General features: G+C 61.6%; 26 protein-coding genes. 13 read left to right on the top strand and 13 right to left on the bottom strand.

The features are described 5' to 3' along the window. Positions 1-179: 179 nt before the first annotated feature. From VVD49_RS14145 to VVD49_RS14160, 4 genes are all read left to right on the top strand, one after another. On the top strand, positions 180-458 hold the full coding sequence (locus VVD49_RS14145) for a DnaJ domain-containing protein (protein WP_327599828.1): 279 nt from the start codon (positions 180-182) through the stop codon (positions 456-458). Then, complete coding sequence (locus VVD49_RS14150; protein ID WP_327599829.1) at positions 455-1036, top strand: hypothetical protein; 582 nt, start codon at positions 455-457, stop codon at positions 1034-1036. Before VVD49_RS14145 ends, VVD49_RS14150 begins: the two co-directional genes overlap by 4 nt. A 93-nt stretch (positions 1037-1129) precedes the next feature. Next, entirely contained in the window at positions 1130-1837 is a 708-nt protein-coding gene (locus VVD49_RS14155) for a hypothetical protein (RefSeq protein WP_327599830.1), read from the top strand. Positions 1838-1965: 128 nt separating this feature from the next. Further along, complete coding sequence (locus tag VVD49_RS14160) at positions 1966-3198, top strand: hypothetical protein (RefSeq protein WP_327599831.1); 1233 nt, start codon at positions 1966-1968, stop codon at positions 3196-3198. 128 nt (positions 3199-3326) lie between these two features. Here VVD49_RS14160 and VVD49_RS14165 read toward each other — a convergent pair whose 3' ends face one another. From VVD49_RS14165 to VVD49_RS14180, 4 genes are all read right to left on the bottom strand, one after another. Beyond that, complete coding sequence (locus VVD49_RS14165; protein ID WP_327599832.1) at positions 3327-4205, bottom strand: pirin family protein; 879 nt, start codon at positions 4203-4205, stop codon at positions 3327-3329. Next, positions 4202-4678: a GNAT family N-acetyltransferase gene (locus VVD49_RS14170; protein ID WP_327599833.1), complete on the bottom strand. Its 477-nt coding sequence runs from the start codon at positions 4676-4678 to the stop codon at positions 4202-4204. Before VVD49_RS14170 ends, VVD49_RS14165 begins: the two co-directional genes overlap by 4 nt. Then, positions 4675-5094, bottom strand: a complete 420-nt coding sequence (locus tag VVD49_RS14175) for an OsmC family protein (protein ID WP_327599834.1) — start codon at positions 5092-5094, stop codon at positions 4675-4677. Before VVD49_RS14175 ends, VVD49_RS14170 begins: the two co-directional genes overlap by 4 nt. Before the next feature lie 88 nt (positions 5095-5182). Then, on the bottom strand, positions 5183-5677 hold the full coding sequence (locus VVD49_RS14180; protein ID WP_416384899.1) for a glutathione peroxidase: 495 nt from the start codon (positions 5675-5677) through the stop codon (positions 5183-5185). A 441-nt stretch (positions 5678-6118) separates the two neighbouring features. On the opposite strand from VVD49_RS14180, the gene VVD49_RS14185 reads away from it, so the two are divergent. From VVD49_RS14185 to VVD49_RS14200, 4 genes are all read left to right on the top strand, one after another. Next, on the top strand, positions 6119-6892 hold the full coding sequence (locus tag VVD49_RS14185; RefSeq protein WP_327599835.1) for an SDR family NAD(P)-dependent oxidoreductase: 774 nt from the start codon (positions 6119-6121) through the stop codon (positions 6890-6892). Between the two features lie 42 nt (positions 6893-6934). Further along, positions 6935-7738 (top strand): inositol monophosphatase family protein, encoded by an 804-nt coding sequence (locus tag VVD49_RS14190; protein WP_327599836.1) that lies wholly within the window; start codon positions 6935-6937, stop codon positions 7736-7738. A gap of 160 nt (positions 7739-7898) precedes the next feature. Then, the gene (locus VVD49_RS14195; protein WP_327599837.1) at positions 7899-9761 is read left to right on the top strand and encodes an ABC transporter ATP-binding protein; all 1863 of its coding nucleotides are present in this window, start codon (positions 7899-7901) and stop codon (positions 9759-9761) included. Between the two features lie 346 nt (positions 9762-10107). Beyond that, positions 10108-10905 carry a class II glutamine amidotransferase gene (locus VVD49_RS14200; RefSeq protein WP_327599838.1) on the top strand — a complete coding sequence of 266 codons (798 nt, stop codon included), beginning with the start codon at positions 10108-10110 and terminating at the stop codon, positions 10903-10905. 6 nt (positions 10906-10911) lie between these two features. Here VVD49_RS14200 and VVD49_RS14205 read toward each other — a convergent pair whose 3' ends face one another. The 5 genes from VVD49_RS14205 to VVD49_RS14225 all read right to left on the bottom strand — a co-directional run bounded on the left by VVD49_RS14205 (position 10912) and on the right by VVD49_RS14225 (position 15609). Next, entirely contained in the window at positions 10912-12585 is a 1674-nt protein-coding gene (locus VVD49_RS14205) for an FAD-dependent oxidoreductase (protein ID WP_327599839.1), read from the bottom strand. 1 nt (position 12586) lies between these two features. Then, positions 12587-13201: a class I SAM-dependent methyltransferase gene (locus VVD49_RS14210; protein ID WP_327599840.1), complete on the bottom strand. Its 615-nt coding sequence runs from the start codon at positions 13199-13201 to the stop codon at positions 12587-12589. 37 nt (positions 13202-13238) lie between these two features. Continuing rightward, positions 13239-13769, bottom strand: coding sequence for a 2'-5' RNA ligase family protein (locus VVD49_RS14215; RefSeq protein ID WP_327599841.1), 531 nt, complete (start codon positions 13767-13769; stop codon positions 13239-13241). Next, on the bottom strand, positions 13769-14077 hold the full coding sequence (locus VVD49_RS14220) for a UBP-type zinc finger domain-containing protein (RefSeq protein ID WP_327599842.1): 309 nt from the start codon (positions 14075-14077) through the stop codon (positions 13769-13771). Before VVD49_RS14220 ends, VVD49_RS14215 begins: the two co-directional genes overlap by 1 nt. A gap of 215 nt (positions 14078-14292) precedes the next feature. Next, positions 14293-15609, bottom strand: coding sequence for a hemolysin family protein (locus VVD49_RS14225; protein WP_327599843.1), 1317 nt, complete (start codon positions 15607-15609; stop codon positions 14293-14295). Between the two features lie 501 nt (positions 15610-16110). Here VVD49_RS14225 and VVD49_RS14230 point away from each other — a divergent pair. Further along, the gene (locus tag VVD49_RS14230; RefSeq protein ID WP_327599844.1) at positions 16111-16575 is read left to right on the top strand and encodes a RidA family protein; all 465 of its coding nucleotides are present in this window, start codon (positions 16111-16113) and stop codon (positions 16573-16575) included. 14 nt (positions 16576-16589) lie between these two features. Here the strand turns inward: VVD49_RS14230 and VVD49_RS14235 are convergent, their stop codons facing one another. Then, entirely contained in the window at positions 16590-17006 is a 417-nt protein-coding gene (locus VVD49_RS14235) for a MerR family transcriptional regulator (protein WP_327599845.1), read from the bottom strand. Positions 17007-17107: 101 nt separating this feature from the next. Here VVD49_RS14235 and VVD49_RS14240 point away from each other — a divergent pair, with 101 nt between their 5' ends. Further along, positions 17108-17725, top strand: a complete 618-nt coding sequence (locus VVD49_RS14240; protein WP_327599846.1) for a cation efflux transmembrane domain-containing protein — start codon at positions 17108-17110, stop codon at positions 17723-17725. 6 nt (positions 17726-17731) lie between these two features. On the opposite strand, the gene nudC is transcribed toward VVD49_RS14240, so the two are convergent. From nudC to VVD49_RS14255, 3 genes are all read right to left on the bottom strand, one after another. After that, positions 17732-18553, bottom strand: a complete 822-nt coding sequence (gene nudC / locus VVD49_RS14245; RefSeq protein ID WP_327599847.1) for an NAD(+) diphosphatase — start codon at positions 18551-18553, stop codon at positions 17732-17734. A gap of 150 nt (positions 18554-18703) precedes the next feature. Continuing rightward, the gene (locus tag VVD49_RS14250) at positions 18704-20182 is read right to left on the bottom strand and encodes a pectate lyase family protein (protein WP_327599848.1); all 1479 of its coding nucleotides are present in this window, start codon (positions 20180-20182) and stop codon (positions 18704-18706) included. Positions 20183-20725: 543 nt separating this feature from the next. After that, positions 20726-20857: a hypothetical protein gene (locus VVD49_RS14255; protein ID WP_327599849.1), complete on the bottom strand. Its 132-nt coding sequence runs from the start codon at positions 20855-20857 to the stop codon at positions 20726-20728. A gap of 91 nt (positions 20858-20948) precedes the next feature. Between VVD49_RS14255 and VVD49_RS14260 the strand changes: the two genes are divergently transcribed. From VVD49_RS14260 to VVD49_RS14270, 3 genes are all read left to right on the top strand, one after another. Beyond that, entirely contained in the window at positions 20949-22019 is a 1071-nt protein-coding gene (locus tag VVD49_RS14260; RefSeq protein ID WP_327599850.1) for a M14 family zinc carboxypeptidase, read from the top strand. Continuing rightward, positions 22016-22768, top strand: a complete 753-nt coding sequence (locus tag VVD49_RS14265; protein WP_327599851.1) for an alpha/beta fold hydrolase — start codon at positions 22016-22018, stop codon at positions 22766-22768. The genes VVD49_RS14260 and VVD49_RS14265 overlap by 4 nt, the downstream gene beginning before the upstream one ends. 161 nt (positions 22769-22929) lie before the next feature. After that, the gene (locus tag VVD49_RS14270) at positions 22930-23850 is read left to right on the top strand and encodes a DMT family transporter (RefSeq protein WP_327599852.1); all 921 of its coding nucleotides are present in this window, start codon (positions 22930-22932) and stop codon (positions 23848-23850) included. The last annotated feature ends 51 nt before the right edge of the window (positions 23851-23901 follow it).

Genomic DNA, 23901 nt, shown 5'->3' on the forward strand with positions numbered 1-23901 from the left:
GGCCAAGGGCGAAACACGCGACCTCCGTTCGATATCTGCCTTGAAACAACGTTGGTTCGTGCCGCCAAGCGGTACAGCCGTGCCATTTGTTGTGCGAATTTCCCCCGGTTCCACGTACACTCCGCTTCCCGCGCCGCCCAAAGCCGGGTTCAAAACCCCAGTCCTGCCGACAGATACGTATGAAAGACCACTACGCCGTACTCGGCATCGAAGCCGACGCGTCGCCTGACCAGGTAAAGAGCGCTTATCGGAAGAGTGCCGCGAAATTCCATCCGGACAAGAACTCATCACCGGATGCGCCTGCGAAATTCCGCGAGGTGCAAGAGGCCTACGATTTGCTTTCAGACGCAGCGAAGCGCCAGGCCTACGACGAGAACCGGCGCCGCGGGCTGTTGGAAAATCCGCTGGAAAGCGCGTTGGGCATCTGGAAAAACTACATCGATAAAGTGTTGCAATGAGAATCTCGCATTATTTTGAAGACCTGCTCAGCGCTTACAGCGCCGAACTCGAAGACCTGCAGACCGACTCCGAAGGCAAGAACGTCTTGCCTGCGCGCCTCAAGGAAAAACGCAGTCAGTTCTCCGCCTTGCTGTCGATGATCGACTTCGCGCCCGAAATGGTCGCGCCCGTCTTTCACGGCGGCATCAGCTTCATCAATCCGCACGCACTGACCTTGTTGTCATCAAACGAGCCGGATGAGTTTCCCCTGTGGGACGAGCTGGAAGATGCCGTGCGTTTCGAGACATGGGCAGAAATGCTGGCTATTGCTGCCCTGCGCGAGCCGGGTGGCGAGCAGTTCATGACGACCGTGATCTGCCTTGAATTCCTGCACGAGCGGGATGCCGCAAAGTCGGCCTCGAAAACTGCAGCGGCGGCTGTCAGCGCTGCGCATGACGACGGGGAACAGGAAGGTGACAAGGAAGAGCAGGACCACGATGCTCACGAACGCGATGACGACTTTGATGGCGACGAGCGCGATCTCGATGAGGCCGGTGCTGGCTGGATGGAAGAACAGGGCTTCGACCGCCGCGAGTAACCTGACCGGATGAATGGCTGGTCGTGAGCACAAGCGTTCCGGCCCGGCTGCCGCGTTCAATACAATCTTGATTACCGTTTTCTTGAAACTCCCATGTCAAATGCCCTCGTTGTAAAAGCAGCTCAACTCATTGGTGCCGGCGATATTGCTGGTGCTGAATACGCACTGGTGTCGCTGGTCGACGCCGAAGGTGATCACGCCCTCGTCGAGGTGCTGGAAGAGCTGCCGCCGAAGGATCTGCTGGCGATCATTCGTGAGTTCGATTCCTCCAAGGAGTCGGTGATCAACTTGCTGGTCACGCCCGAGCAGTTCGCGCGTACGGTAATCATGGAAAGGCTTTACGCAGATCGCACCCACGGCTATCTGCGCAGCATGATCAACTCCGTCATTTTCCGCGACGAGGACGAGACGGCTGAATTCATCGAAGCCATCGGCGCGCTCGACGGTGGCTGCGAAGCCCTGGTTGACTACCTGACGGATCGCGACGAAGAAGTCCTGCACTTCCTGCGCTACGACACCTTCAACCTTTTCGTGGACGAAGAGAGCGACGCCATTGAGCGCGCCGAGGCTTGCGATGGTGACTGGAAGGAAATGACCTGGCGCCTGAAGCACGAACACCCGGATATGTTCGAGCAGATCTGGCCGGTGCTGAAGAACCGCATGCGGGAGCGTTTGCGCCAGGAGGCCGAGGAAGAGGCCGAGCGCATTGCGCGCGCCGAGGGCGCTGCGGCCGCTGAGGCACCTGCGAAAGTGGTGCCAGCGAAACCAGCTGCAGGCCCGGCGGAAGAGTCGGCACTCTAAGCGACTGCCGAAGCCTCTGGAGGCCAGTCATAGAAGAAAACCCGTCGCCCCGGTGAAGACCGGAATGACGAAGACATTTGTGTGACCAGTCGCGTGCCGGTCACGCATTCATCAAGACACGAGTGCCCATGCCTGACGCAGCCAATAACATTGCCATCATAGACAAGCGCCCCTTCTTCGAGCGGGTGCTGTGCCATGGCGTGCAGAGCGGATTGATCGCGCCCGGCATCGTGGACACCATGATTGCCGACGGCGCCAAGGGCAGCGTGCAGATCGCCGACTACTTCGGTGGCAGCCACCTCCAGACCGATCTCGACAATGCGCGCAAACGCATGGTTTACCTCATCAGCCTGTATCTCGAGAACAGCTTTGGCAATGACCTGACGGCGGCCGCGGAATCCTTGCGTGACAACACTTTCCTGTCGCATTCGCGTGGTGGCAACGAGCTGCTCAAGCAACTGCATGCCATGCCTGAGACGACACTCTTCGGCGATGGCCAGGGCCGTCCGCTGAAGGATTTCCAGGACGAGAGCACGTTGGCCAAACCCATGTCGCTGCCGGCTTATCGCAGTGCGCTCCAGCAGCGCCAGGCGAATGTCGCGACCCTCGCCGCTGCGCGCTGGTTCGCGCAAGACCTGGGCTTGCCGCAAGCCCAGCTCGATCTGATGCTGGCCGAAAGCGTCATCCGGACCGCCGTGCTCATGCGTGCGCTGAAGCAGAAAGCCGCGCCAACGCATGCCGTGTTCGCGCAATTGATCGATCGCCTGCGCAGCGAGTCACAAGCAGCAGGCAAGCTGAAATTCCCGACCACGCTTTTCAAGGACGTGCCGGCCGAGTTCAGCGAGATCGCGAAGAGCGTCAAGCGCGAAATCGAAAAGCACGATGCGCCCCTCATCCTCGATGCAACGCTGAAGCTCGAAGCGGTGCTCGACGTTTTCGAGTCGTGCTACTTCCTGCGCGAGGACAGCCTGGACGACCTCAGTCGTCACGACAGTCTCGTGTCGAAGGAATGGCACAAGCTCACGCAAGGAAAAGAGGATCCGTACTCCCGCCTCACCTTGTTCATTTGTCTTGCAGCAGGGGTCAAGCCCAAGACCTCGCTGACCGAAACTGAAGCGCGCGCCCTGATCCGCAAGGTGCAGGAAAGTGGCTTCGACGAAGGCGTCGTGCCCCAGCTTATCAACGACGCCGCGCCCTTCGAAATCAAGCAAGGCTTGCTGAGCCTGTGGGAAGAGGAGTTCTTCCCCGAAGCGCAGAAGTACATGCAGGACGATTCGGATTGGGACGGCAAGGAAGCGCTGCGCTTCCTCAAGGACAACTGCAACGTGACCACCAAGAGCGCTGCGAAGAAGAAAGCCTGAGCTAATGGCCGGCCAGTGCTGAGGCCTCGAGCGTCGGGACGCTTGACACTCTCCGTCATTCCCGCGAACGCGGGAGTGACGGCATTGGCGAGCAGCCTTGATCTGATCACCAGACGCGTGATCGGAGCTTAGCGCTCCGGCAGCGGAATGAACTCCACCTCACCGGGTACCTTGGGAAACTGCGACGTGTCCTGCTGAGCCCAGGCCTGCTTCGCCGCTTCGAGTCGCGCCTTGTCGCTCGATACGAAGTTCCACCACAGGCCGCGCTGACCTGCCAGCGCTTCGCCACCGATCAGGACGAGACGCGCTGCCTCTGGCGCGTCGATGCGCACGATGCTGCCGCCTTGCAGGACGACCAATGTGCCTTGCTCCACGCGTTCGCCATCGATGCTGATTGCACCCGAGACGACGTAGAGGCCGCGTTCGGCATAGTCAGCCGGAATGTCGATGGAGGCCTCGGCCGGGATTTCCAGTGCGACGTAAAGCGTCGGGCTGGCGACGCGCACGGGGGATGTACGGCCACCGAAGCTGCCGACCATCACGTGCACATTCACATCGCCCTGCATGTAGCGGGGCAGTTCGGCTTCGGCGTAATGCCAGAAAGCGGGCTCGCACTCCTCGAGCTCAGGCGGGAGCGCCACCCACATCTGAAGGCCTTCGACATTCACCTGGTTGTCGCGAACGTCATCGGGTATGCGTTCCGAATGCACGATGCCGTAGCCGGCGGTCATCCAGTTGATGTCTCCCGGCGTGATGCGCTGGACCGAGCCTAGGCTGTCGCGGTGCATGATGGCGCCGGAGAAGAGGTAGGTGATGGTCGCCAGACCGATGTGCGGATGTGGGCGCACATCACCTGCCGTCGTGCCCGCAGCGAAGCTGGTCGGGCCCATGTGATCGAGAAAGACAAAGGGGCCGATGCTGCGTGCCTTGATGTCGGGCAGCAGGCGCTTGACGGGAAAGCCGATGTCGCGCGTGTGGGGCGTGATGCGGTGGAGGATGCTGCTCATGCTGTGCTCTCGGTAGGAATGGGGGTGTGCTCGGCGGTGTCGGGCAAGCGCATATGGTAAGTGGCCTGGTCCTCTTCGATGACGAAGAAGCCCATGCGCTCGTAGAGGGCTTTGGCCGGGTTGGTGCGTACGACCTTGAGGTGTAGCTGCTTGTTCAAGGTCTTTGCGCGCATTGCTTCGGCTCGCAGCAGACCCGAGCCTATCTCGCGCCGCTGGAACTCGGGCAGCAGGAAAATCAGGCGTACGAAAAGCAGGCTGTCCTGCTCTTCGGTGCGGATACCGCCGGCAAGCTTGTCATCGACGATGACGAGGCGGAAGTCGGCATCCAGCGCATGCTTGTACAAGCCATTGCGCTGGAAGTCCTCGTCCCAGCCCCAGGCCCACTCGACGTAAGGTTTGAGCGTGGTCTTGAACGCCTCGAACAGCCACGCGAGATCTTCTTCGCGCGCGGCGCGCAGGCAGACCGTGCTCATGCAGCCTCGTCGGCAAGGCGGGTGCTGACCTCGATCGTCGCCGTCGTCATGAGCTTGTGGATCGGGCACTTGTCGGCGACAGCCAGCAACTGCGTGCGCTGGGTTTCGTCCAGATTGCCGTGAAGCGTCAGGGCGACATCGAGTTTGTATTTGCCCTCGCGTTCGGCGCTGGCGTCGCTGGTCAGGCTCACGTCGACATGATCGAGCGGCCAGCCCTTGCGGCGCGCATAGAGTGTGAGGGTGAGCGCCTTGCAGGCGGCCAGCGATGCATCGAACAGATCATGCGGGCCGGGTGCGCTGCCGGAGCCACCCGCGGCGATGCTGACGTCGGTATGGATGGTGAAACCGGCGAGGTCGATTTTCTGCCGCATGCCATCGGCGGTGGTGGTGTCTTTGGTCAGGTGCAGGGTGCTCATGGATATCTCCTGGTCGGGGAATGTCAGGCAGTGCGGATGATGCGCGAAAATCGTGATGCTTTGGCGTCAGGTAAAACCTTTGTCATGCTCAGGCCAGGGCCTTCTCGATGTCTCCGCGTAGCTCTTGCGGTAGCGTCCGCGGGGTGTAACGCGCCAGGACCTTGCCATCGCGGCTGACGAGGAACTTGCCGAAGTTCCAGCTGATATCGGCGCTACCGCCTTCGCCAGGCGCATTCTGCTTGAGCCAGATGTAGAGCGGGTGCGCTTGCGGGCCATTCACATCGGTCTTGGAGAACAGCGGGAAGCTGACCGAGAAATGGGCGCTGCAGAAACTGGCGATCTGCTCGGCGCTGCCCGGTTCCTGTTCGCCGAACTGGTTGCTCGGGAAGCCGAGTACCACCAGGCCTTTCGGGGCGTATTCGCGATGCAGCGCTTCCAGTCCTTCGTACTGTGGCGTCAGGCCACAGGCGCTGGCGGTATTGACGATCAGAAGCACCTTGCCTGCGTATTCGCCGAAAGTGGTCGGCTGCCCATCGAGTCGTTGCAAATGCATGTCATAGGGCGGGTTCGGGGTCGGAATCATGATGGTGCTCCTGGTCAGGTGTTGCGTTGGAGACGGTGCTGCGCAGGGTGCCAGCCTGGGGGGATGATTGGGCACTCCGGTGCATAAGCTACGCTGAAAGCATTGCTTCAGCGTCGTGACAATGGATGTTAGGGTCTGTTCGCATATATCCGGCGGATCGCGTTGAGAAGTGTGGCTTGCCGGACAAGGCGCGCGACGCGGTGCAGGGTGAGTCCCCTGCACAAGGAGCGTAACGCAGTACGGCGAGCCATACTTCTCAACCCGCAGGGCTCGGGCACATCGGGCGCGGCACGGCGTCGCAGCGCCTCGACAGGAGACTATCCTGTCATCGCCGCTGTGCCTTGTTCCGCGCCCGATGTGCCGCGAGCGCGACCGTCGGATATATGCGAACAGCCCCTGAGGTCTGTTTCCTAGGTTTTCATCGTCATCCGGAGATTCATCATGGACTTTGGTCTCAAAGGCAAGGTAGCCCTCATAACCGGCGGTAGCGAGGGTATCGGCAAGGCCGCGGCCGAAGTGCTGGCGGAAGAGGGCGCGCATGTCGTCATCGTCGCTCGCCGCAAGGATGTGCTCGAACTGGCCGCATCGGCCATCCGCAGCAAGGGCGGTTCGGTGTTGCCGATTGCCGCCGACGTGACAGATGCGCAAGCCGTCGAGGATTTCGTCGCGCAGGCGGTCGCTCATTTCGGCAGGCTGGACATCATCGTCAACAACGCCGGCACATCGAGTGCCAAGCCTTTCCAGAGCGCGACGGACGAGATCTGGCAGGAAGACCTCGACCTCAAACTCTTCGCGGCGATCCGCGTCAGCCGCGCTGCCATTCCGCATCTGCGCAAGCAGGGTGGCGGGCGCATCATCAACATCACTACCGTCAGCGGCAAACAGCCTGCGGCAAAGTCGGTGCCGACCTCGGTGTCGCGCGCGGCGGGCATCGCGCTGACCAAGGCCTTGTCGAAAGAGTTCGCAGCCGACAATATCCTCGTTAACACGGTGAGCGTCGGCGTCTTCAAGAGCGGCCAGCAGGAGCGCGCCGCCGAGCGCCAGAATCTGGCACTCGACCAGCATTACGACAAGCTGGGTGATGGCGTGCCTCTTGGGCGCGTCGGCGAAGCACGCGAGGCCGCCAACGTGATTGCCTTCCTCGCATCGGAGGCGGCGAGCTACGTGACAGGCGCGAGTGTGAATGTGGATGGTGGTACTTCGGGTGTAGTCTGATCCTGCCGCGTACAACGCCCGGGCAGAGTTGAAAGGACAGGTTTGAATCCAGGAGTGTCGATCGAAGCCGTGGGCAATGCCTTGCGCGCGCTGGCGGAGCAATTCGTGTTGCCGCGCTTCCGCAGGTTGCGCGATGGCGATGTCATGCAGAAGGCCCACGGCGAGATCGTCACCGTGGTCGATCAGGATGTGGAGGAAGCGCTGGCGCCCCAGTTGCGCGCCTTGTTGCCGGGCTCGCGCGTTGTGGGGGAAGAGGCTACGTCGGCTGATCCTGGATTGCTTGATGCGCTCGACCAGGGCTGGGTGTGGTTGCTCGACCCGGTGGATGGCACTTCCAACTTCGCTGCCGGGCGCGAAGCTTTTGCGATGATGGTGGCGCTGCTGCGTGATGGTGTAGCCGTGGCCAGCTGGATCTACTCGCCTATCAGCGGCCGTCTGGCCGTGGCGGAGTTGGGTAGCGGGGCTTTCGTTGACGGTGTTGCCGTGCGAACGGTCGAGCCCGCAAAGCCGGCGGCCTTGAGCGGTGTCGTGAAGACTCGCTACCTGCCAGCCGATTTCGTCGGGACGCTGGCGCGTGGCCCGGGTGGGCTGGCTGCTTTCGACGAGGGCTGTGGTTCGGCGGGCATCGAGTATCCAGCCCTGGTAGAGGGGCATTGGCGCTTCCTGCTGTACTGGCGAACCCTGGCTTGGGACCACGTGCCAGGCAGTCTCTTCGTCACCGAAGCTGGCGGGCATGTCGCGCGTCTCGATGGCAGCCCCTACCTCGCAGCCGACGTGCGCGCGGGCTTGTTGGCGGCATCGAGCCACGAGGCCTGGCTGGAGGCACGGGCCTTGTTGCCGCGCTGAGCGCAGTCCATTGCGCAGGCCGCAGGTTCAATAGCATGGGCTGATCCGCATTGACCGGTTCAGCTTGTGTCGACATACTTGTTTGCCATACAATCCGCTAGCGCAGTCGGGTGTGCCGGGGCCACAAGCCTCTTGCTGGCACAGTCCGTTGCCACACTGCATGTTCAAATATTTCGAATCCCGCATCCGCGGGACGGCCTCCACGGGCCTCGGTACTCCGCCGGACACCCTGTTGGCCTTTTACTGGCACTTCGTCCGCCAGACAAAACTCTGGTACGCCGCGATGCTGCTGACGGCGCTCAGCGTGGCTTTCGCCGACATCTCGATTCCCGTGTTCCTCGGGCGTCTGACCCGGCTGGTTGAATCGCAGGATCGCGTTGCGGCATTGCACGCGCAGTGGCCCGTGCTGGCTGCCTTGCTCGGTTTCATCCTGATTGGCCGCCCCTTGCTGCAGATGGTGGATACGCTCGTGCGTCACAACGTGCTGATGCCCGGCGCGACGAGTCTCGTGCGCTGGCAGAGCCACTGGCATGTCATCCGCCAGAGCTGGCCGTTTTTCCAGAACGACTTTGCCGGGCGCATCGCCAATCGTGTGATGCAGACCGCCAACTCGGTGCGCGAGAGCGTCATGGCCAGCATCCGCGCGGTGTTGTTCATCACGGCTTACGGGGTGAGTTCGCTCGGCTTGATGTTGTGGGGCGATTGGCGTCTGGCCGTGCCGACGGCGGCATGGGTGGTGGCCTACGTCGTGTTCCTGCGCTATTTCGTGCCGCGCCTGCGTCATCTTGCGCGCGAGAGTTCGGAGGCTCGTTCGCTGGTGATGGCGCGCGTGGTGGACAGCTATGCCAATATCCTGACCGTCAAACTGTTCTCGCGTGCTGCCGACGAGGACGCGCACGTGCGCGAGGTGATCGACGAGCATCAGGCTGCAATCTCGGCGCACATGCGCATGACATCGCAGTACCTGTTTACCTTGTCGCTCATGAATGCGTTGCTGATCCCGTCCACGGCACTGGTCGGCATCCTGCTCTGGTCGCAAGGCGTCGTCAGTGCGGCCGTCGTCGCGACCTCGGTGCCGCTGGCCTGGCAGATTGCCAATATGTCAGGCTGGGTGTCGTTCGAAATTGCCGGGATCTTCGAGAACGTGGGAGCCGTGCAAGACGGCATGCAGTCCATATCGGTACCGCATGACCTGGTCGATGCGCCGACGGCGACGCCGCTGGAGGTGTCTCGTGGCGAGATCCGCTTCGAGCAGGTCAACTTTGCCTATGACGCAGAGCGCAAGGTGCTGGAGAGTTTCGACCTCGTCATTCGCCCGGGCGAGCGCATCGGCGTGGTCGGCCGTTCAGGGGCGGGGAAGTCCACGCTGGTGAACCTGCTGCTGCGCTTTCATGAAGTGCAGACAGGGCGCATCACCATCGATGGGCAGGACATCCGCGCGGTGACGCAGGAAAGCTTGCGTGCTGCCATCGGCATGGTGACGCAGGATACATCCCTGCTGCATCGCTCCATCGCGGCCAATATCCGTTATGGTCGGCCGCAGGCCAGCACCGCGCAGATCGAGGCAGCAGCTCGCAAGGCGCAAGCGCACGAGTTCATAGCGCAACTGGTCGACTGGCAAGATCGCAAGGGCTACGACGCGCACGTTGGTGAGCGCGGCGTGAAGCTCTCCGGCGGCCAGCGGCAGCGCGTGGCCCTGGCGCGCGTGATTCTCAAGGACGCGCCCATCCTCATTCTCGACGAAGCGACTTCGGCGCTGGACAGCGAGATCGAAGTGGCGATCCAGGAGCAACTGATCGGCCTCATGGATGGCAAGACGGTGATCGCCATCGCACATCGTCTGTCGACCATTGCGCGCATGGACAGGCTGATCGTGCTCGACAAGGGCCGCATCGTGGAGCAGGGCACGCACGAGGAGTTGCTTGCGCTGGATAGCCACTACGCCATGCTTTGGCGTCATCAGTCAGGTGGTTTTCTGACCGAATTGCCTGGCGATGACGCCGTGGAGCCGGTCGCGATCTGATCAGGGCTGACCATTTGTGTCACCGGGCCAACACATTGCGGCCGGTTCTGCACCAATCCCGGCATTGTCTTGCACCGCGTGGACGCGGAAACCCCCGTTTTTGCCTGAGAAACGCCCACAGGCCGGATGGCCGGGGTTTTGCTTTGATCCTGCAGAGAGCCTGTGCAATACCCTCGCGCACTTTGTGCAAAGCAATTGCAAACAAGTGTTTTGCACCATGACAGCAGGGCGTCAGAATGGGCTGGCCGGTGTTAACTTTGCAGGCACACGGACGTTAGAACCCTTGTGGGCAGGACGAATCTGTCCAGGATCTAGTTGTCTCGATGTTGTCGGGGAAGCCGAGTACATGTGTCAGTTGTTGGGGATGAATTGCAATAAACCAGCGTCGATCAGTTTTTCGTTCGAGGGTTTTTGCTGCCGGGGTGGTCAGACCGATGAGCACAGCGATGGCTGGGGCATTGCCTTCTTCGAGGAGAAGGGCTGCCGCCTCATCATCGACGACAAGCCATCCATCACATCGCCGCTGGCAGAGCTGGTCAAGCGCAATCCCGTCAAGTCCTGCAACGTCATCGCGCATATCCGCAAGGCGACGCAAGGCCCGGTAGCGCTCGAAAACTCGCATCCCTTCCGGCGCGAGCTGTGGGGCCGCACCTGGGTGTTCGCCCACAACGGTCATCTCAAGACTTTCGCGCCTGATCTGTTCGGTGCCTTCCTGCCGGTCGGCGCGACCGACAGCGAACGCGCCTTCTGCTACCTGCTGCAATCCTTGAAAGCACGTTTCGGTGATACGCAACCGGCTGTTGAGGTCCTGCACGAAGCCCTGCAGGCGCTTGCCGAAGAGATTGCCACCCATGGCGTATTCAACTTCCTGCTATCGAATGGCGAGGTGCAGTTCGCGCATTGCTCGACGCTGCTGCATTACGTCACGCGTCAGTATCCGTTTGCGAAGGCACACCTCGTGGATTGCGAGTTGAGCATGGACTTCAACGAGCACAACCACCTCGACGACTGCATCACTGTCATCGCGACCAAGCCACTGACGTCGAACGAGAACTGGGTGGCGTTTGCACCCGGTGAGCTGAAGATGTTCCGCAACGGTGTGGAGCAGGGGGCTGGCGAGCGCCAGCTCGCGATGGCCTGCTGATCAGGCTCAGGTCGCAGGTGGATTCAGGAATTGATGAATCGCCTGCACCACCACCGAACCTTCCCCCACGCTTGAAGCGACGCGCTTCACCGAGCCCGAACGTACGTCGCCCACCGCATAGACGCCGGGCAAGGTGGTCGCGTAAGGCGAGGGCAGCAACTGGCCATTGGCGTCGTAGCCCGTTTTCACGAAGCCGCTGCGGTCCAGCTCCAGGCAACCGTCCAGCCAGTCCGTATTGGCGCCTGCGCCTATCATCACGAACAGATTGCTGCATGGGCGCTTTTGCGTGGCGCCTGTGTCGCGATGCGTGAAGCCCACTTCCTGCAGATAACCATTGCCTTCCAGCGAGCTCACTTCGGTGCGGGCATGCAGCGTGATGCGTGGCGACTGGGCAATGCGCCGCACCAGATAGTCGGACATGGTGGCCGCCAGACCTTCGCCGCGCACGAGGATGTGGACGTGCTTCACCGTGCGCGACAGGAAGACGGCGGCCTGTCCCGCTGAATTGCCGCCACCCACCACGACGACTTCTTCATCCTTGCAGAGCTGCTGCTCGATCGGCGTGGCGGCGTAATGAATGCCCTGGCATTCGAACTGCGAATAGCTCTGCACTTCGAGCTTGCGGTAGCGCACGCCACTCGCCACGACGATGGAGCGTGCCTTGACGCGCTGGCCATCGTCGAGCCGCAACACATAGGGATACACGCCGCAGTCCAGGCCGACCACGGCGCGCGAGATCGCCAGATTGGCACCGAACTTCATGGCCTGCACCTGTGCGCGGCCCGCCAGCGCTGCGCCGGATATGCCGGTCGGAAAGCCGAGATAGTTCTCGATTTTCGAACTGGTGCCGGCTTGCCCGCCTGGCGCCAAGCCTTCAATGACGATGGTGTCGAGTCCTTCCGAAGCGGCGTAGACCGCAGCGGCCAACCCGGCTGGCCCGGCACCGACTACCGCCACGTCATAGACATGCTCGGGGTCTATGGCCTCGGCCAGGCCCAGTGCATCTGCCAGCGTGGCGTTCGACGGGTTGAAGAGGGCAGGGCTGTTCGGCGACAGCACGACCGGGAACTGCGCCGGTGCGAGCGAATGGTTATCCAGCAGCTCACGCGCATGGGCGTCGACGTCGACATCCAGCAAGTGGAACGGATAGGCGTTGCGTGTCAGGAATTGCTGGACGCGCAGCGTGTCGCCACCGTGGCCAGAGCCGATCACCGAGATGGCGCCGCGACGACGCTGCAGCGAACCGACGCGGCGCAGGATCAGCGCACGCAGGATGATCTCGGCAATGTCCTGCTCGCCACCGATCAGGCGCCGGAAGCCCGCCGGTTTGATGCGTACGAGGCGCGTATCGATACCCGCGCGTGCACTGAGCAGGGTCTGGCGTCCGTTGAGCAGATGCAGTTCGCCCGTGAATTGCGCGGCGCGATGCGTGGTGACGATGCGGCATTTGCCGCTGTCGTCCGTATCGAAGATCTCGATCTCGCCGTCGAGGATCAGGAAGAAATCGATGCCGCGCTGACCGCGCTCGAACACGAGCGTGCCTTGCGGCACGAGCTCTTCCTCGCCATAGCTCGCGACGCGTGCAGCCATATCGTCATCGAGTTGCGGGAAGGCCTGCGCGGCGCGCTCGTAGGGCTCGTCGGGGATTTCGTTGTTGTCGGTGTTCAGGTTGTCTGCCATATCAGCTCGCACAGTGCAGAACCAGGCTGCCTTTGAGAAGTAATTGATCGACCTGCGTGAAGCCGGTATCCAGCAAGGCTGTGCGCTGCTCATCGACCGTCATGTACAACTGATCATTCTTCAGGCCGCCTTCGCCGCAGAAGTGATCGCAGACGAGATACAGGCCGCCCGGCGTGAGCAGCTTTCTCACTTCGGCGTGCAGCGCGCGGGCGTAGTGCTTGTGGCGCAATTCATGCACGGCCTGATTGGTGACGACACAATCGAATCGGCCGAGGTCTGCAGCCCAATCCGCTTCGCGAAAGCTGCGCTGTACGAACTCGACACGCGAAGCCAGGGGACCGAGCCGCTCTTCAGCGAGCTGATGCATGGCGTTCGAGAAATCCAGTGCCACGTATGAGATCGCGGGCAATGTCTGCAGCAGATGTTTGGCCAGAAATCCCGGGCCGGAGCCCAGCTCGAGAATGCTGTGAACCGGTCGCGGCGAGGCAAGGATTTCAGATGCAAAGCGACTGAAGAACTCCGGGCGCTGCGGGCGCTTCTCCATGGCCGTCGCTGCCCACTCGCGGGCATCGGCCATGACGCGCAAATCGACAGGGCTGGGGACGTCCTGGATCATCGTGAGTGCTCGAGAAGAAAGTGCTGCGATGGAGAACTCATGTCGCCAAGGGAAGGTCCAGTATCTTCTTCCACTTGCCAGATGAATTCTCCAGCAGTGAGAGATGGCCGCAAAAAGCTTGAATCGGCCCTTTTTCGCGCAGCAGCGTTTGCAGCTCGGCTTCTGCCAGATCAGCTGCTTCGTGGCTCCCGTGAGCGACGGTCAGATGAGGAATAATCTTGTCGTGGCGGCCCTCGTAGGGCGGAAATGCCGGAAAGCGCGAGACAACATTGCAGATCAGTTCCACAAATGATGTTGCGGGCTCTGGCGCCAACCACGCTGCCTCGGGCCAACGACGGGCCCCGGTGAGCGTGAAGCGGAATGCTTTCACGGAGGAGATAGCTTCTCGCAGACTCGCCAGTACTTCGTGCGTAACGGCTTCAGGTGCCATGAACGGTGCAAGGATCGTCACATGCGGGGGCACGCCAAGCGCGGTCGTGTCATCGAAGCGTACGCGAAGATCGCCGACGAGCGATTGCGCTTCGGGTACTGGTGCAATGATGGCCGTAATGGGTGCCGTGGTTGGCATCAGGCATACCGCGGAATCGGCCCGTTCTGCGGCGTCGTGTGCTCGCCCAGATCGAGATAGACCTCGTCGACGTAGCACCAGCCCCAGCCTTCGGGTGGGTCATAGCCTTCGATGACGGGATGTGCGGTTGCGTGGAAATGTTTGGTGGCGTGCTTGTGCGGCGACTGGTCGCAACAGCCTACATGGCCGCAGGTGCGGCACAGGCGCAGGTGCACCCAGCGACTGCCCATCTTCAGGCATTCCTCGCAGCCGAGTGCGCTCGGCGTGACATCCTGGATGCCGGGAATATGCGTACAGTCTTTCGCCATCGCGTCCTCGCTTGCCGGTGTTGAGGGGGCGCGTTGCCGTGATGACACGCAGCGCGTTGCCGTAGCGTATGGGGCGGCGTGCTGCTGTGCAACAGCAATTTTCTTATGGCGAGGATGTGGGTGAGCGCAGGATGCTTGGCGCCTGTGACTCCGGCTGGCAAATAAAAAAAGGCGCAGCTCGTGCTACGCCTTTCCGGTTTGTCTTGGGTTTCCGATCAAGCTCCTTCGGTGGCGCTGTCGGCGTCGTGATTCTCCGGGATCTTCACTGCCAGCACCTTGTCGATGCGCTTGCCATCCATGTCGACGATCTCGAAAGACCAGCCGTCCCATTCGACCTTGTCGGCCGTGCGCGGGATGCGGCCGAGCATCAGCATCATCATGCCGCTGAGGGTCTGGTAGCGCTCTTTTTCTTCCTCGGGCACGTTGCGCAGCTCAAGCCTGTCCTTGAGCTCAGGTACGGGGATCAGGCCATCAAGCAACAGGGAGCCATCTTCGCGTTGCACGGCCCAGCCGTCCTGCGCGTGGCGTGTCTTGAACTCGCCAGTGATGGCTTCCATGATGTCTTTCAGGGTCACGATGCCCTGGACTTCGCCGTACTCGTCGATGATGAAAGCGAGCTGCACGCCGGAGCTGCGGATGTTCTGCAGCAGCTCCATGCCGGTCAGGCTTTCCGGTACGAAGACGGGTTGTTGCAGGCTCTGCGACAGGTCCGGGATGCCGCCGCGAACGGTTGCCGCAAATAGCTGCTTGGCATTGACCACGCCGAGGATGTTGTCGAGACCGCCACGCACCACCGGGAAGCGCGAGCGTTCGGACTGCTCGATGAGCTGCAGGTTTTCGTCCCACGGGCGTTCGATGTCGAGATAGGTGATGTCGCTACGCGGCACCATGAGGGAGGTGATCTGGCGCTCGTCGAGGCGGAACACATTGCGCACCATGGCGTGTTCCTGATGTTCGATGACCCCCGAGCTGGAGCCTTCGGCCAGCATGGCGTGGATCTCTTCTTCCGTCACCGTGTTGTTGCCGACGTTGTTGACGCCGAGCAGGCGCAGGATCAGCAGCGTCGAGCCCGTCAGCAATTGCACGAAAGGCTTGGTCACGACGGCCAGCAGGTTCATCGGCCGCGAGACGAGGCGGGCGATGGTTTCTGGCTGGAGTTGCCCGAGGCGCTTGGGGACCAGCTCGCCGAGCACGATGGAAATGAAAGTGATGGTCAGCACGACCAGCACGGTCGCAACGTAGGCCGATGCCGGCGCTTGCAGGCCCATGTGCTCCAGCCACTGGGCGAAGGGCTGCGCGAAAGCTGCTTCACCGACGATACCGTTGAGGACACCGATCGAGGTGATACCGATCTGGACCGTGGAGAGAAAGCGGGTGGGGTCTTCCCCGAGCTTGGCTGCTGCAATGGCCCCTACGTCTCCGTCTTCGATGAACTTCTGCAGCCGCGCCCTGCGGGCGGTTACGAGCGCGATTTCCGACATTGCGAATGCGCCATTCAAGAGGATCAGTACAAGAAGAATTGCAACTTCCATATTCAGGGGGTGCGGGCCCGTGTGCGCGCAGGTGTTGAGGGACTACCCGGGTCGCAAGCGACCGCGGGCAGATGCCATTGTAGGCCAAGGCGGGTTTCGGGCGTTACAGGTGCCCGCGAAGGGGGCGGCAGACCTGCGGGTGCGTATGGGAAGGCGGGGGGATAGGTGGCTGCTGCGTGCGGGCCAGACCCGCACGTGATGGGCAATCAGTGGAAAAACCCCGTCAGCTGGCTGGCGACCGCGGCCAGACCCGCAAGATTGACGGCGGCTCCGATGGATTGACGTACGCGTTTCATATGGGCTCCTGTTCCTGTCGAGGTGGGCACGCCAGTTTTGGTCCTTTACGGGGACTACGCTGGCGGAACGGCCTCAGCCGTCATGGTGCAATCCTACGGGCAGGGGCGAAAACGTTCCAATCGGGAGTGCCTATGGCGCCGATAGGGCCGGGGCGTGCGTACTGGTCAGCTACCATTCGGCTTTTCCCCACAGGAGCAAAGAGAGATGACGATCGAGCAACGCATCCTGGATCTTGGCCTGACGCTTCCGGTCGGCACCTCACCCGCTGCGAACTATGCCAACGCCGTGCGCACCGGCAATCTGCTGTTCCTGTCTGGCAAGGCGCCGGCCGCCGAAGCCGGCCAGTTGCCCAAGGGCAAGCTTGGGCGTGAGTTCAATGCGGATGACGGATATCGTTTTGCACGCTCCGCCGCGCTCGATCTGATCGCGGTCATGAAGGCCGAGCTGGGATCGCTCGAGCGCGTCGCCCGTGTCGTTGATCTGCAGGGCTTCCTCAATACGACAGATGCATTCGAGGAGCATGCACAAGTCCTCAACGGCGCTTCCGACCTGCTGGTCGCCGTCTTTGCCGAGCGGGGCGTACATGCGCGCTCGGTGCTGGGCGCCAATTCATTGCGCGCCGGTCTGCCGGTGGTATTGCGGGCGGTGATCGAAGTCGAGCCGGCATAAGGCGGTTCACCGACTCAGCTGTCTGCGCAGCAGTTGCGCTGGTCCAGCGTTTCGATCAGCCGGCAATGCTCTGCCGTGCCGCTCTGGCACCCGACCAGGCGTGTCAGTACGTCACGCATTGCCAGTAGATCGGCAATCCGGCCTTCTACCTCGGCCAGATGTTTGCGCGCGAGGCTGTCCGCTTCGCGACACTCCTGCTCCGGATGGTCGGCCAGTTGCAGCAGCGTCTTGATTTCTTCGATACCGAAGCCCAGCTCACGACCGCGGCGGATGAAGCGAAGCCGCTTGCCTGCTGCTTCGTCGTAGCGCCGGTAGCCGTTGCTGGCGCGTGTAGGGGCTGCCAACAGCCCGGTGCGCTCGTAGTAGCGGATGGTTTCCGGATTGACGCCGGATTCGCGCCCTAGTTCGCTGATCGTGAATGCCTTGCTCATCGTGCGGCTCCCTCGTCGTTGTCGCTACTGTTGACCTTGTAGTTGCTACAGGGTTCAGCATGTTCGCTCATCACAGGAAAACTGCACCAGGAGAAACGCACATGAGCGCGCATTGCTGCCATCCCGAGCCAGCGTCAGGACCGCCGAAACAGGGCGCCTATCGGCGGGTGCTGACGATTGCATTGCTGGTCAATCTGGGCATGTTCGTCGTCGAAATCGTTGCGGGCGTGCACGCCGGCTCGGTCTCGCTATTGGCTGACTCGCTGGACTTTCTGGGGGATGCGGCCAACTACGGCATCAGCTTGTGGGTGCTCGGCATGGCCCTCACCATGCGCGCTCGCGCTTCGCTGCTCAAGGCCGCTTCGATGGCGGCATTCGGCTTGTGGGTTCTCGGCAGCACGATCTGGCAGGCCGCTGCGGGGGACGTACCGCATGCCATGACAATGGGGGTCATCGGCGGTCTGGCATTGGCAGCCAACCTCGGCGTGGCGGCGCTGCTGTATGCCTGGCGCGAGGGCGACAGCAATATGCGCAGCGTCTGGTTGTGCACGCGCAACGACGCGCTGGGCAACATCGCCGTGCTGATCGCTGCGTTGGGCGTGTTCGGTACCGGTACGGCATGGCCCGACCTGATCGTCGCAGGGGTCATGGCCGTGCTCGCGCTCTCCTCTGCGTGGCAAGTCATCCGCCACGCTTCAAAGGAATTGCATCGCGCCTGAACTGCGTCAGGTGAGCCCGGTGAAGAATGAGCGCAGCAGGTGGCCGGAGATGGAAATCGTCGATGGCACGTCCGGTAACGGCCCGCTGCGCGGGAACCAGCCCGCCTCGGCGATCTCATGCTCATCGAGGCGGATCTCGCCGCTCAGGTATTCAGCCGTGAAGGCGATCATCAGCGAGTGCGGAAAAGGCCAGGGCTGGCTGCCGAAGTAGCGCAGCTTGTGCACGCGCAGACCGACTTCTTCCATGACTTCGCGATGCACCGTCTCCTCAACGGATTCGCCAGCCTCGACGAAGCCGGCAAGGGCACTGAAAGTATTGTTGGTCGATGCCGCATGGCGCGCCAGCAAGGCCTCGTTGCCGCGCGTGACCAACACCATCATCGCAGGCGAGATGCGTGGATAGGCCATCGCGCTGCATGCCGGGCATTTGAAGCAGCGCTCGGCCGCCATGCGTTGCGTCTTCGTGCCGCATACGCCGCAGAACTGGTGCGTGCGCGCCCACTCGGCAATCTGGTAAGCGCGACCCGCCAGCGACAGGATGGTGTCGGGCTCGGCCGTCAGCAAGGCGCGCAGCCTGACGAACTGGAAGCCTGCTGGTGCTTCGGTGTCCATGCCCACTGATACGCAATGACAAGGCGTTTCCGCAAATACGCCGAGTGGCTGCACGAGCGTATCGAGTATGGGGAGGTGGGCGACGATTGCCTGATCCGGCAGGTGCATGTCGGTTTCACCGATCAGCAACTCGTTGCCGCGAAACACGAAAGTCTTCGTGTGTGAAGTTACTGACAGGTCGAGGCTGGGAGCGAAAAGCGGGCTGGTTGCATGCATGGCTGCTGGCTGGGGAATGGCGCTGCCGAAGATTGGCATCCCGCAGCGGTGTTTGCAAAGCCTGATGCATCACCCGTCGTGAAAACAAAAAAACGGCGCCGAGGCGCCGTTCAAGCTACATCGCATGCAGCCCATGGCTGCATGCCCTGGTCAGTTTTGTGTGGAGCACTTGTTCGGGTTACCGCCCGGATCGCTACCGAAGACTGCCACCGTGCAGGCCACGCTATTGCCGACGCCTACGTTCTTGACGACCCATTTACCCTTGCGGCCGAAGGCTACCCAGCCTGTCCCGGAGCTGACCGAGCAGGTGCCGCCCAGATCAGCGCACTTGGCGAAGCCGGTCGGATAGTCTCCCGTGCCTGCTGGTACGGGTGCGCCGCTCGCCGATGAGCTGCTGGATGCGGCACTGCTGCTGGAGCTGGACGAGGAAGCACGGCTCGAAGAACTGCTCGAAGCGGCGACGCTGCTCGACGAGCTGCTGGAGGCCGGAGCACTGCTCGAAACAGAGCTCGATGAGCTGCTGGCGGTGCCACCGCAACTCGCGATCACATCGGCCGACTCCTTGAGGCCCTTGCCAGCACCGGCGCTCGCCATGGCAATGCACTTCACCTTGAGTGCGGGATCAACGGTGTAGGTGTAGGGAATCGCCGAAGGGAATGCCTTGGTCGTCGTCCAGTCGGTCGCATCCTTCGTGGCGGAAGAGGTGCTTGCCACCCAGGTGATCTTGTAGGTACCGAAGTCGGACGCGCTGGTGATGTTGTTGTTGCGCAGGTCCCAGTAGCCGATGCTCTTGCTGTCGCGAGAGGTCACTGGATTGACCGAGTTCTCGAAGTAGTTGCCTTCGATGAGCGAGCTGCCACCCATGCGAACGTTGATACCCGAGGTGGTGATCTTGTTGTAGTAGTTGTTGTAGATGTGCGTCAGGCCGAAGCGTTGCAGCGGCATGCGCTCGCCTACGTTCTCGTACCAGTTGTGTGCAAGCGTGATCTGGCGGCTGGTGCTGTCCGAGTCGCTCGAACCATCGAGGCCGACCTTGCGATGATCGTGGATGTAGTTGTACGAAATGGTGATGTTGGTGGCCGTGCCCTTGACGTCCATCAGGCCTTCGAAGGCCGTGTCGTCGCCCGGCGTGCCTTCGCAATAGATATTGGCGCTGAACAGCTCGTTGTGGTCGATCCAGATGTTCTTCGTGCCCGACTCGATGCCGATGGCATCGCCGTTGTTACCGCCTCCGGGCACCAGGCCGATCGTCATGTTGCGGATGATGATGTTGCTGGTCGATCCCGTCATGCGGATACCGAAGTTCGCAGCCGAGCCGTCGGCACCGAGAATGGTGATGTTGCTCTTGTCCTTGATCGACAGCTCCTGCACGGACTTGCTCCATTGCCCGCAGAGGTTGGACTTGATGGGCGTGAAATCGAAGGTGCCGGTGTATTTGAGCACCAGGCCGCCCGTGCCCGAATAGTTATTGATGGCTGTCTGCATGGCGGACAGGCTGCTCACGCTGACGGCCGTGGCGCTGCCACCGCCCGTCACGTTGCCGGCATAGCCGGGGACTGCAGCTGCTGCCTGAGCGGCAGCCAGTACGCTTGCAACGGCCAGTGCGCTCTTTACGGGAAGAAATTTCATTCAGTGTCTCCGGACCTGTTAGTGACTGCGACGAAAGTTGCAGATGCGTTGCACATGCATGCTGCGGATTCGCGGGCCACCCCATCACGGCCCCTGTTGGTGAATGCAGTCTGGTTACGCGGTCCGGGTTCTACAAGACATAAATGACAAATTCGTCACAAACGACAGGCAAAAAGATGTAAATCGACGTAAATAAACGTATGAAATTACGGGTTTACCCGATCGATTTCGGGGTGTTTGAAATGGTTTAAAAATGCAATTAAAACAAATAGATGCCGTCTTGCTTCAGGGTTTTCTGGGAGTGTGAACAATGGCCGGCCATGCAGGAAACGCCTGTGGCGGTTGTATTGATTTTGATGAATTTATGTCTTAAGCGCCGCGCTGGTCAGCGGGGCAGGCGTCAGGGCGCTGCTTGCACAGGCACGGGAAATCGTCGCTCTTCGATGCTTGTGGCATCGACAGTTCGAGCGCATGGATCAATGCAGGGGACGGACACAGGCTGCGCGTGCAAGTAGAGGAACAACCAGGAAGAACCGGAAAGCTTCAGTGCTTCTGCAGGCGGCGACCGGCGAATGCGGCGCGTTGCAACGCGACGAACTCGACGATGCCCCACAGCACGCCGCTGACCAGCACGATTGCGGCATACGTGAATTTCTTGCGCAGGGTTTTCAGCATGGAAGCACGGTCGAAGACGGAGGAGTCGACGCAGGCTAGCCGCCTATTGTTAAGTTTTTATTGCAAGCCATGAAGATTGCATGGCGTCCAGATGCGGCAGGTATTCTTGTGCTTTGCAACGAATGCCGTATTCCTCGTGACCCAGACAGGCCTGCCCGAACTGTTGACGCTGCAGCGCATTCTCGATGCGGGTGCGGCGCACCTCGACGTGAAGGTGATGTGCACGGCAGAGTCCCTTGGCCAGCAATTTCCTGTGCACGCCATCACCTTGGGTAACGCGTCGCTGGAGGTGCCCGCCATCGGATTTTTCGGGGGCTTCCACGGCTTGGAGCGCATCGGCTCCGAAGTGGTCATCGCCTATCTCGGGAGTCTCGTGACGCGTCTCAAGTGGGATGCCACCTTGCGTCACTTGCTCGAATCTGTCCGCCTGGTCTTCATGCCCATCGTCAATCCCGGCGGCATGTGGCAAGGCACGCGCGCCAACCCGAACGGCGTGGACTTGATGCGCAATGCACCGGTCGATGCCGTCGAGAGCGTGCCTTTTCTGATGGGTGGGCAGCGCATCAGCGCGCGCCTGCCGTGGTATCGCGGCGCAGCGGCCGCGCCGATGGAGGCCGAGAACCAGGCTGTTTGCCAAGTGGTGGATGAAGAGCTGCTCGCGCGACGTTTCAGCATTGCCATCGACTGTCATTCCGGTTTCGGGCTGCATGATCGAATCTGGTTTCCCTATGCCCACACCAGCAAATGCATCGAGCATTTGCCCGAGATCCATGCCTTGCGCGACATCTTCGAGAGCACGCATCCGAATCACCGTTACGTCTTCGAGCCGCAGAGCCGGCAATACCTGACGCACGGTGACGTGTGGGACCACCTTTATCAGCGGGCCTGTAGCCAGCCCGGGAGGGTCTTTCTGCCGCTGACGCTCGAGTTGGGCTCATGGTTGTGGATCAAGAAGAACCCGCGCCAGCTGTTCTCACGTCACGGGATTTTCAACCCGCTCGTCGAGCATCGTCGCCAACGCGTCATACGCCGCCAGATGGCCTGGCTGGATTTCCTGTTGCGCGCAACCTGCAGCTATCGCAGCTGGACGCCGGACGAAACGCAACGTGCCGATCACCTGCAGCGTGCTATGACGCGCTGGTATGAGGCGGGCAGCCAGTGACGGCCAGCTGGGTGCTATTGCGTGGCCTGACGCGGGAGCGCCGTCACTGGGGCAGCTTCGTCGATACATTCAAGGTCGCGATCGGCGATGCCCAAGTCATTGCACTCGATCTGCCCGGCAACGGCGAACTGCATGAAATGACGAGCCCGCTCACGGTGGCTGGCATGGCCGACTATTGCCGTGCCGAGCTGGCGCGTCGTGGCATTGCGCCACCGTATAACCTTGTCGCCATGTCGCTCGGCGCCATGGTCAGCGTGGCTTGGGCGGCACGCCATCCGCAGGAGATCGCGCGCTGCGTGTTGATCAATACCAGCATGCGGCCGTTCAGTCCCTTTCATCATCGTCTGCGACCGGCCAATTACCTGGCGTTGCTGAAGGTGGCTTTCATGGGGCGCAGGGCTCGCGAGTGTGAGGCGACGATCTTGCGCGTTACGTCCAGTCTGGCGAACGGGCATGCCGATGTGCTGCCGGCGTGGGTGAGTTATCGACAGGAGTTTCCCGTGTCGCCGCGCAATGCGCTGCGCCAGCTGATTGCGGCCGTGCGTTTCCGGGCGCCTGCCCGCAAGCCTGCTGCCCGGTTGCTGGTGCTTACAAGCCAGCAGGACGCGCTGGTCGATACGCGCTGTTCGCAGGCATTGGCGCGTGCGTGGCAGGTGGCTATCGCCATACATCCGTCGGCTGGACATGATCTGCCGCTCGACGATGGTTTGTGGGTGGCCCAGCAGGTACGTGACTGGTTGAACCATTGAGTCATTTGCCTGCCGGGGCGTGTGCCGTGGCCGGGCATTCATATTGTTTCTGGCAAAGGCCCTATTGACGAGGCGCATCACTCATCCTGATCGAGGGGAGTACACTTGCCGGCTCGGCGCTGGCTTGCGCTGCGCTTCCTCTGCTTCTCCGGTTTCCTCTGATGCACTCAAATCCCCACTCCGAGCGTTTGTCGCGCGAAGGCATCCTGTTGTTGATCGGCCTGGCCCTGGGCTGGGGCTTCAACTGGCCGGTCATGAAACTCATCGTGGCGGAAGTGCCGCCGCTGACCTTCCGCGGGGTGTGTCTGGTCATTGGTGGGCTCGGCGTCATGGGGCTGGCGCGGCTCTCGGGGCTGTCCATCGCCGTTCCGCGTGATCGCTGGCTGCAGGTGTGGTGGCTGGTGTTTTTCAACATCATCGGCTGGAACATCTTTGCCACCTATGGCGTACGGCTGCTGCCGGCCGGGCGTGCGGCCTTGCTGGGCTACACCATGCCGCTGTGGTGCGTACCGCTGTCCGTGTGGTTGCTCAACGAGACGCTGACACCGCGTCGCTGGCTCGCCATCGTGCTGGGTATCGGTGGTGTGCTGGCCTTGATGGGAGAGCAAGTGTTCGGCTTGATGCAGGCGCCGATAGGCGCCGTGTTCATGCTGATCGCGGCCTGGTGCTGGTCGACCGGTATGGTGCTGATGAAGCGCTGGCAGATTCCGATCAACACCGTTGCACTGACCGGCTGGCTGATGTTGCTCGGCGGTATCCCGATGGTCGTAGCGGCTTTCTTCGTCGACGGTGTGCCGCAGCAGATACCGACGACCAATGCCTTGCTGGGCTTGCTCTACAACATCGTCATCGGTTTCATGTTCGGCTACTGGGCGTGGAACCGGCTGGTCTTGCTCGTCTCCGTGAGCGTATCGTCGCTTTCCTCGCTGATCACGCCCCTGGTGGGGGTGGCGGCCGGCGCATTGATGCTGGGAGAGCAGCCGGGCTGGGCTGAGTTCTGGGCTGCGGTGCTGATTCTCGGCGCGGTCGCGGTGATCAACATGGGGCCGCCCCGCAGTGCTCCGGTGACGCCGGCCGATTGATTGCGCGGGAGTAGCTCGGAAAAGCGCAGTCTGAATACGTGATGTCGGAAG

Origin of the sequence: Uliginosibacterium silvisoli (assembly GCF_036017035.1) — a bacterium.
Taxonomy (GTDB): Bacteria; Pseudomonadota; Gammaproteobacteria; order Burkholderiales; family Rhodocyclaceae; genus Viridibacterium; species Viridibacterium silvisoli.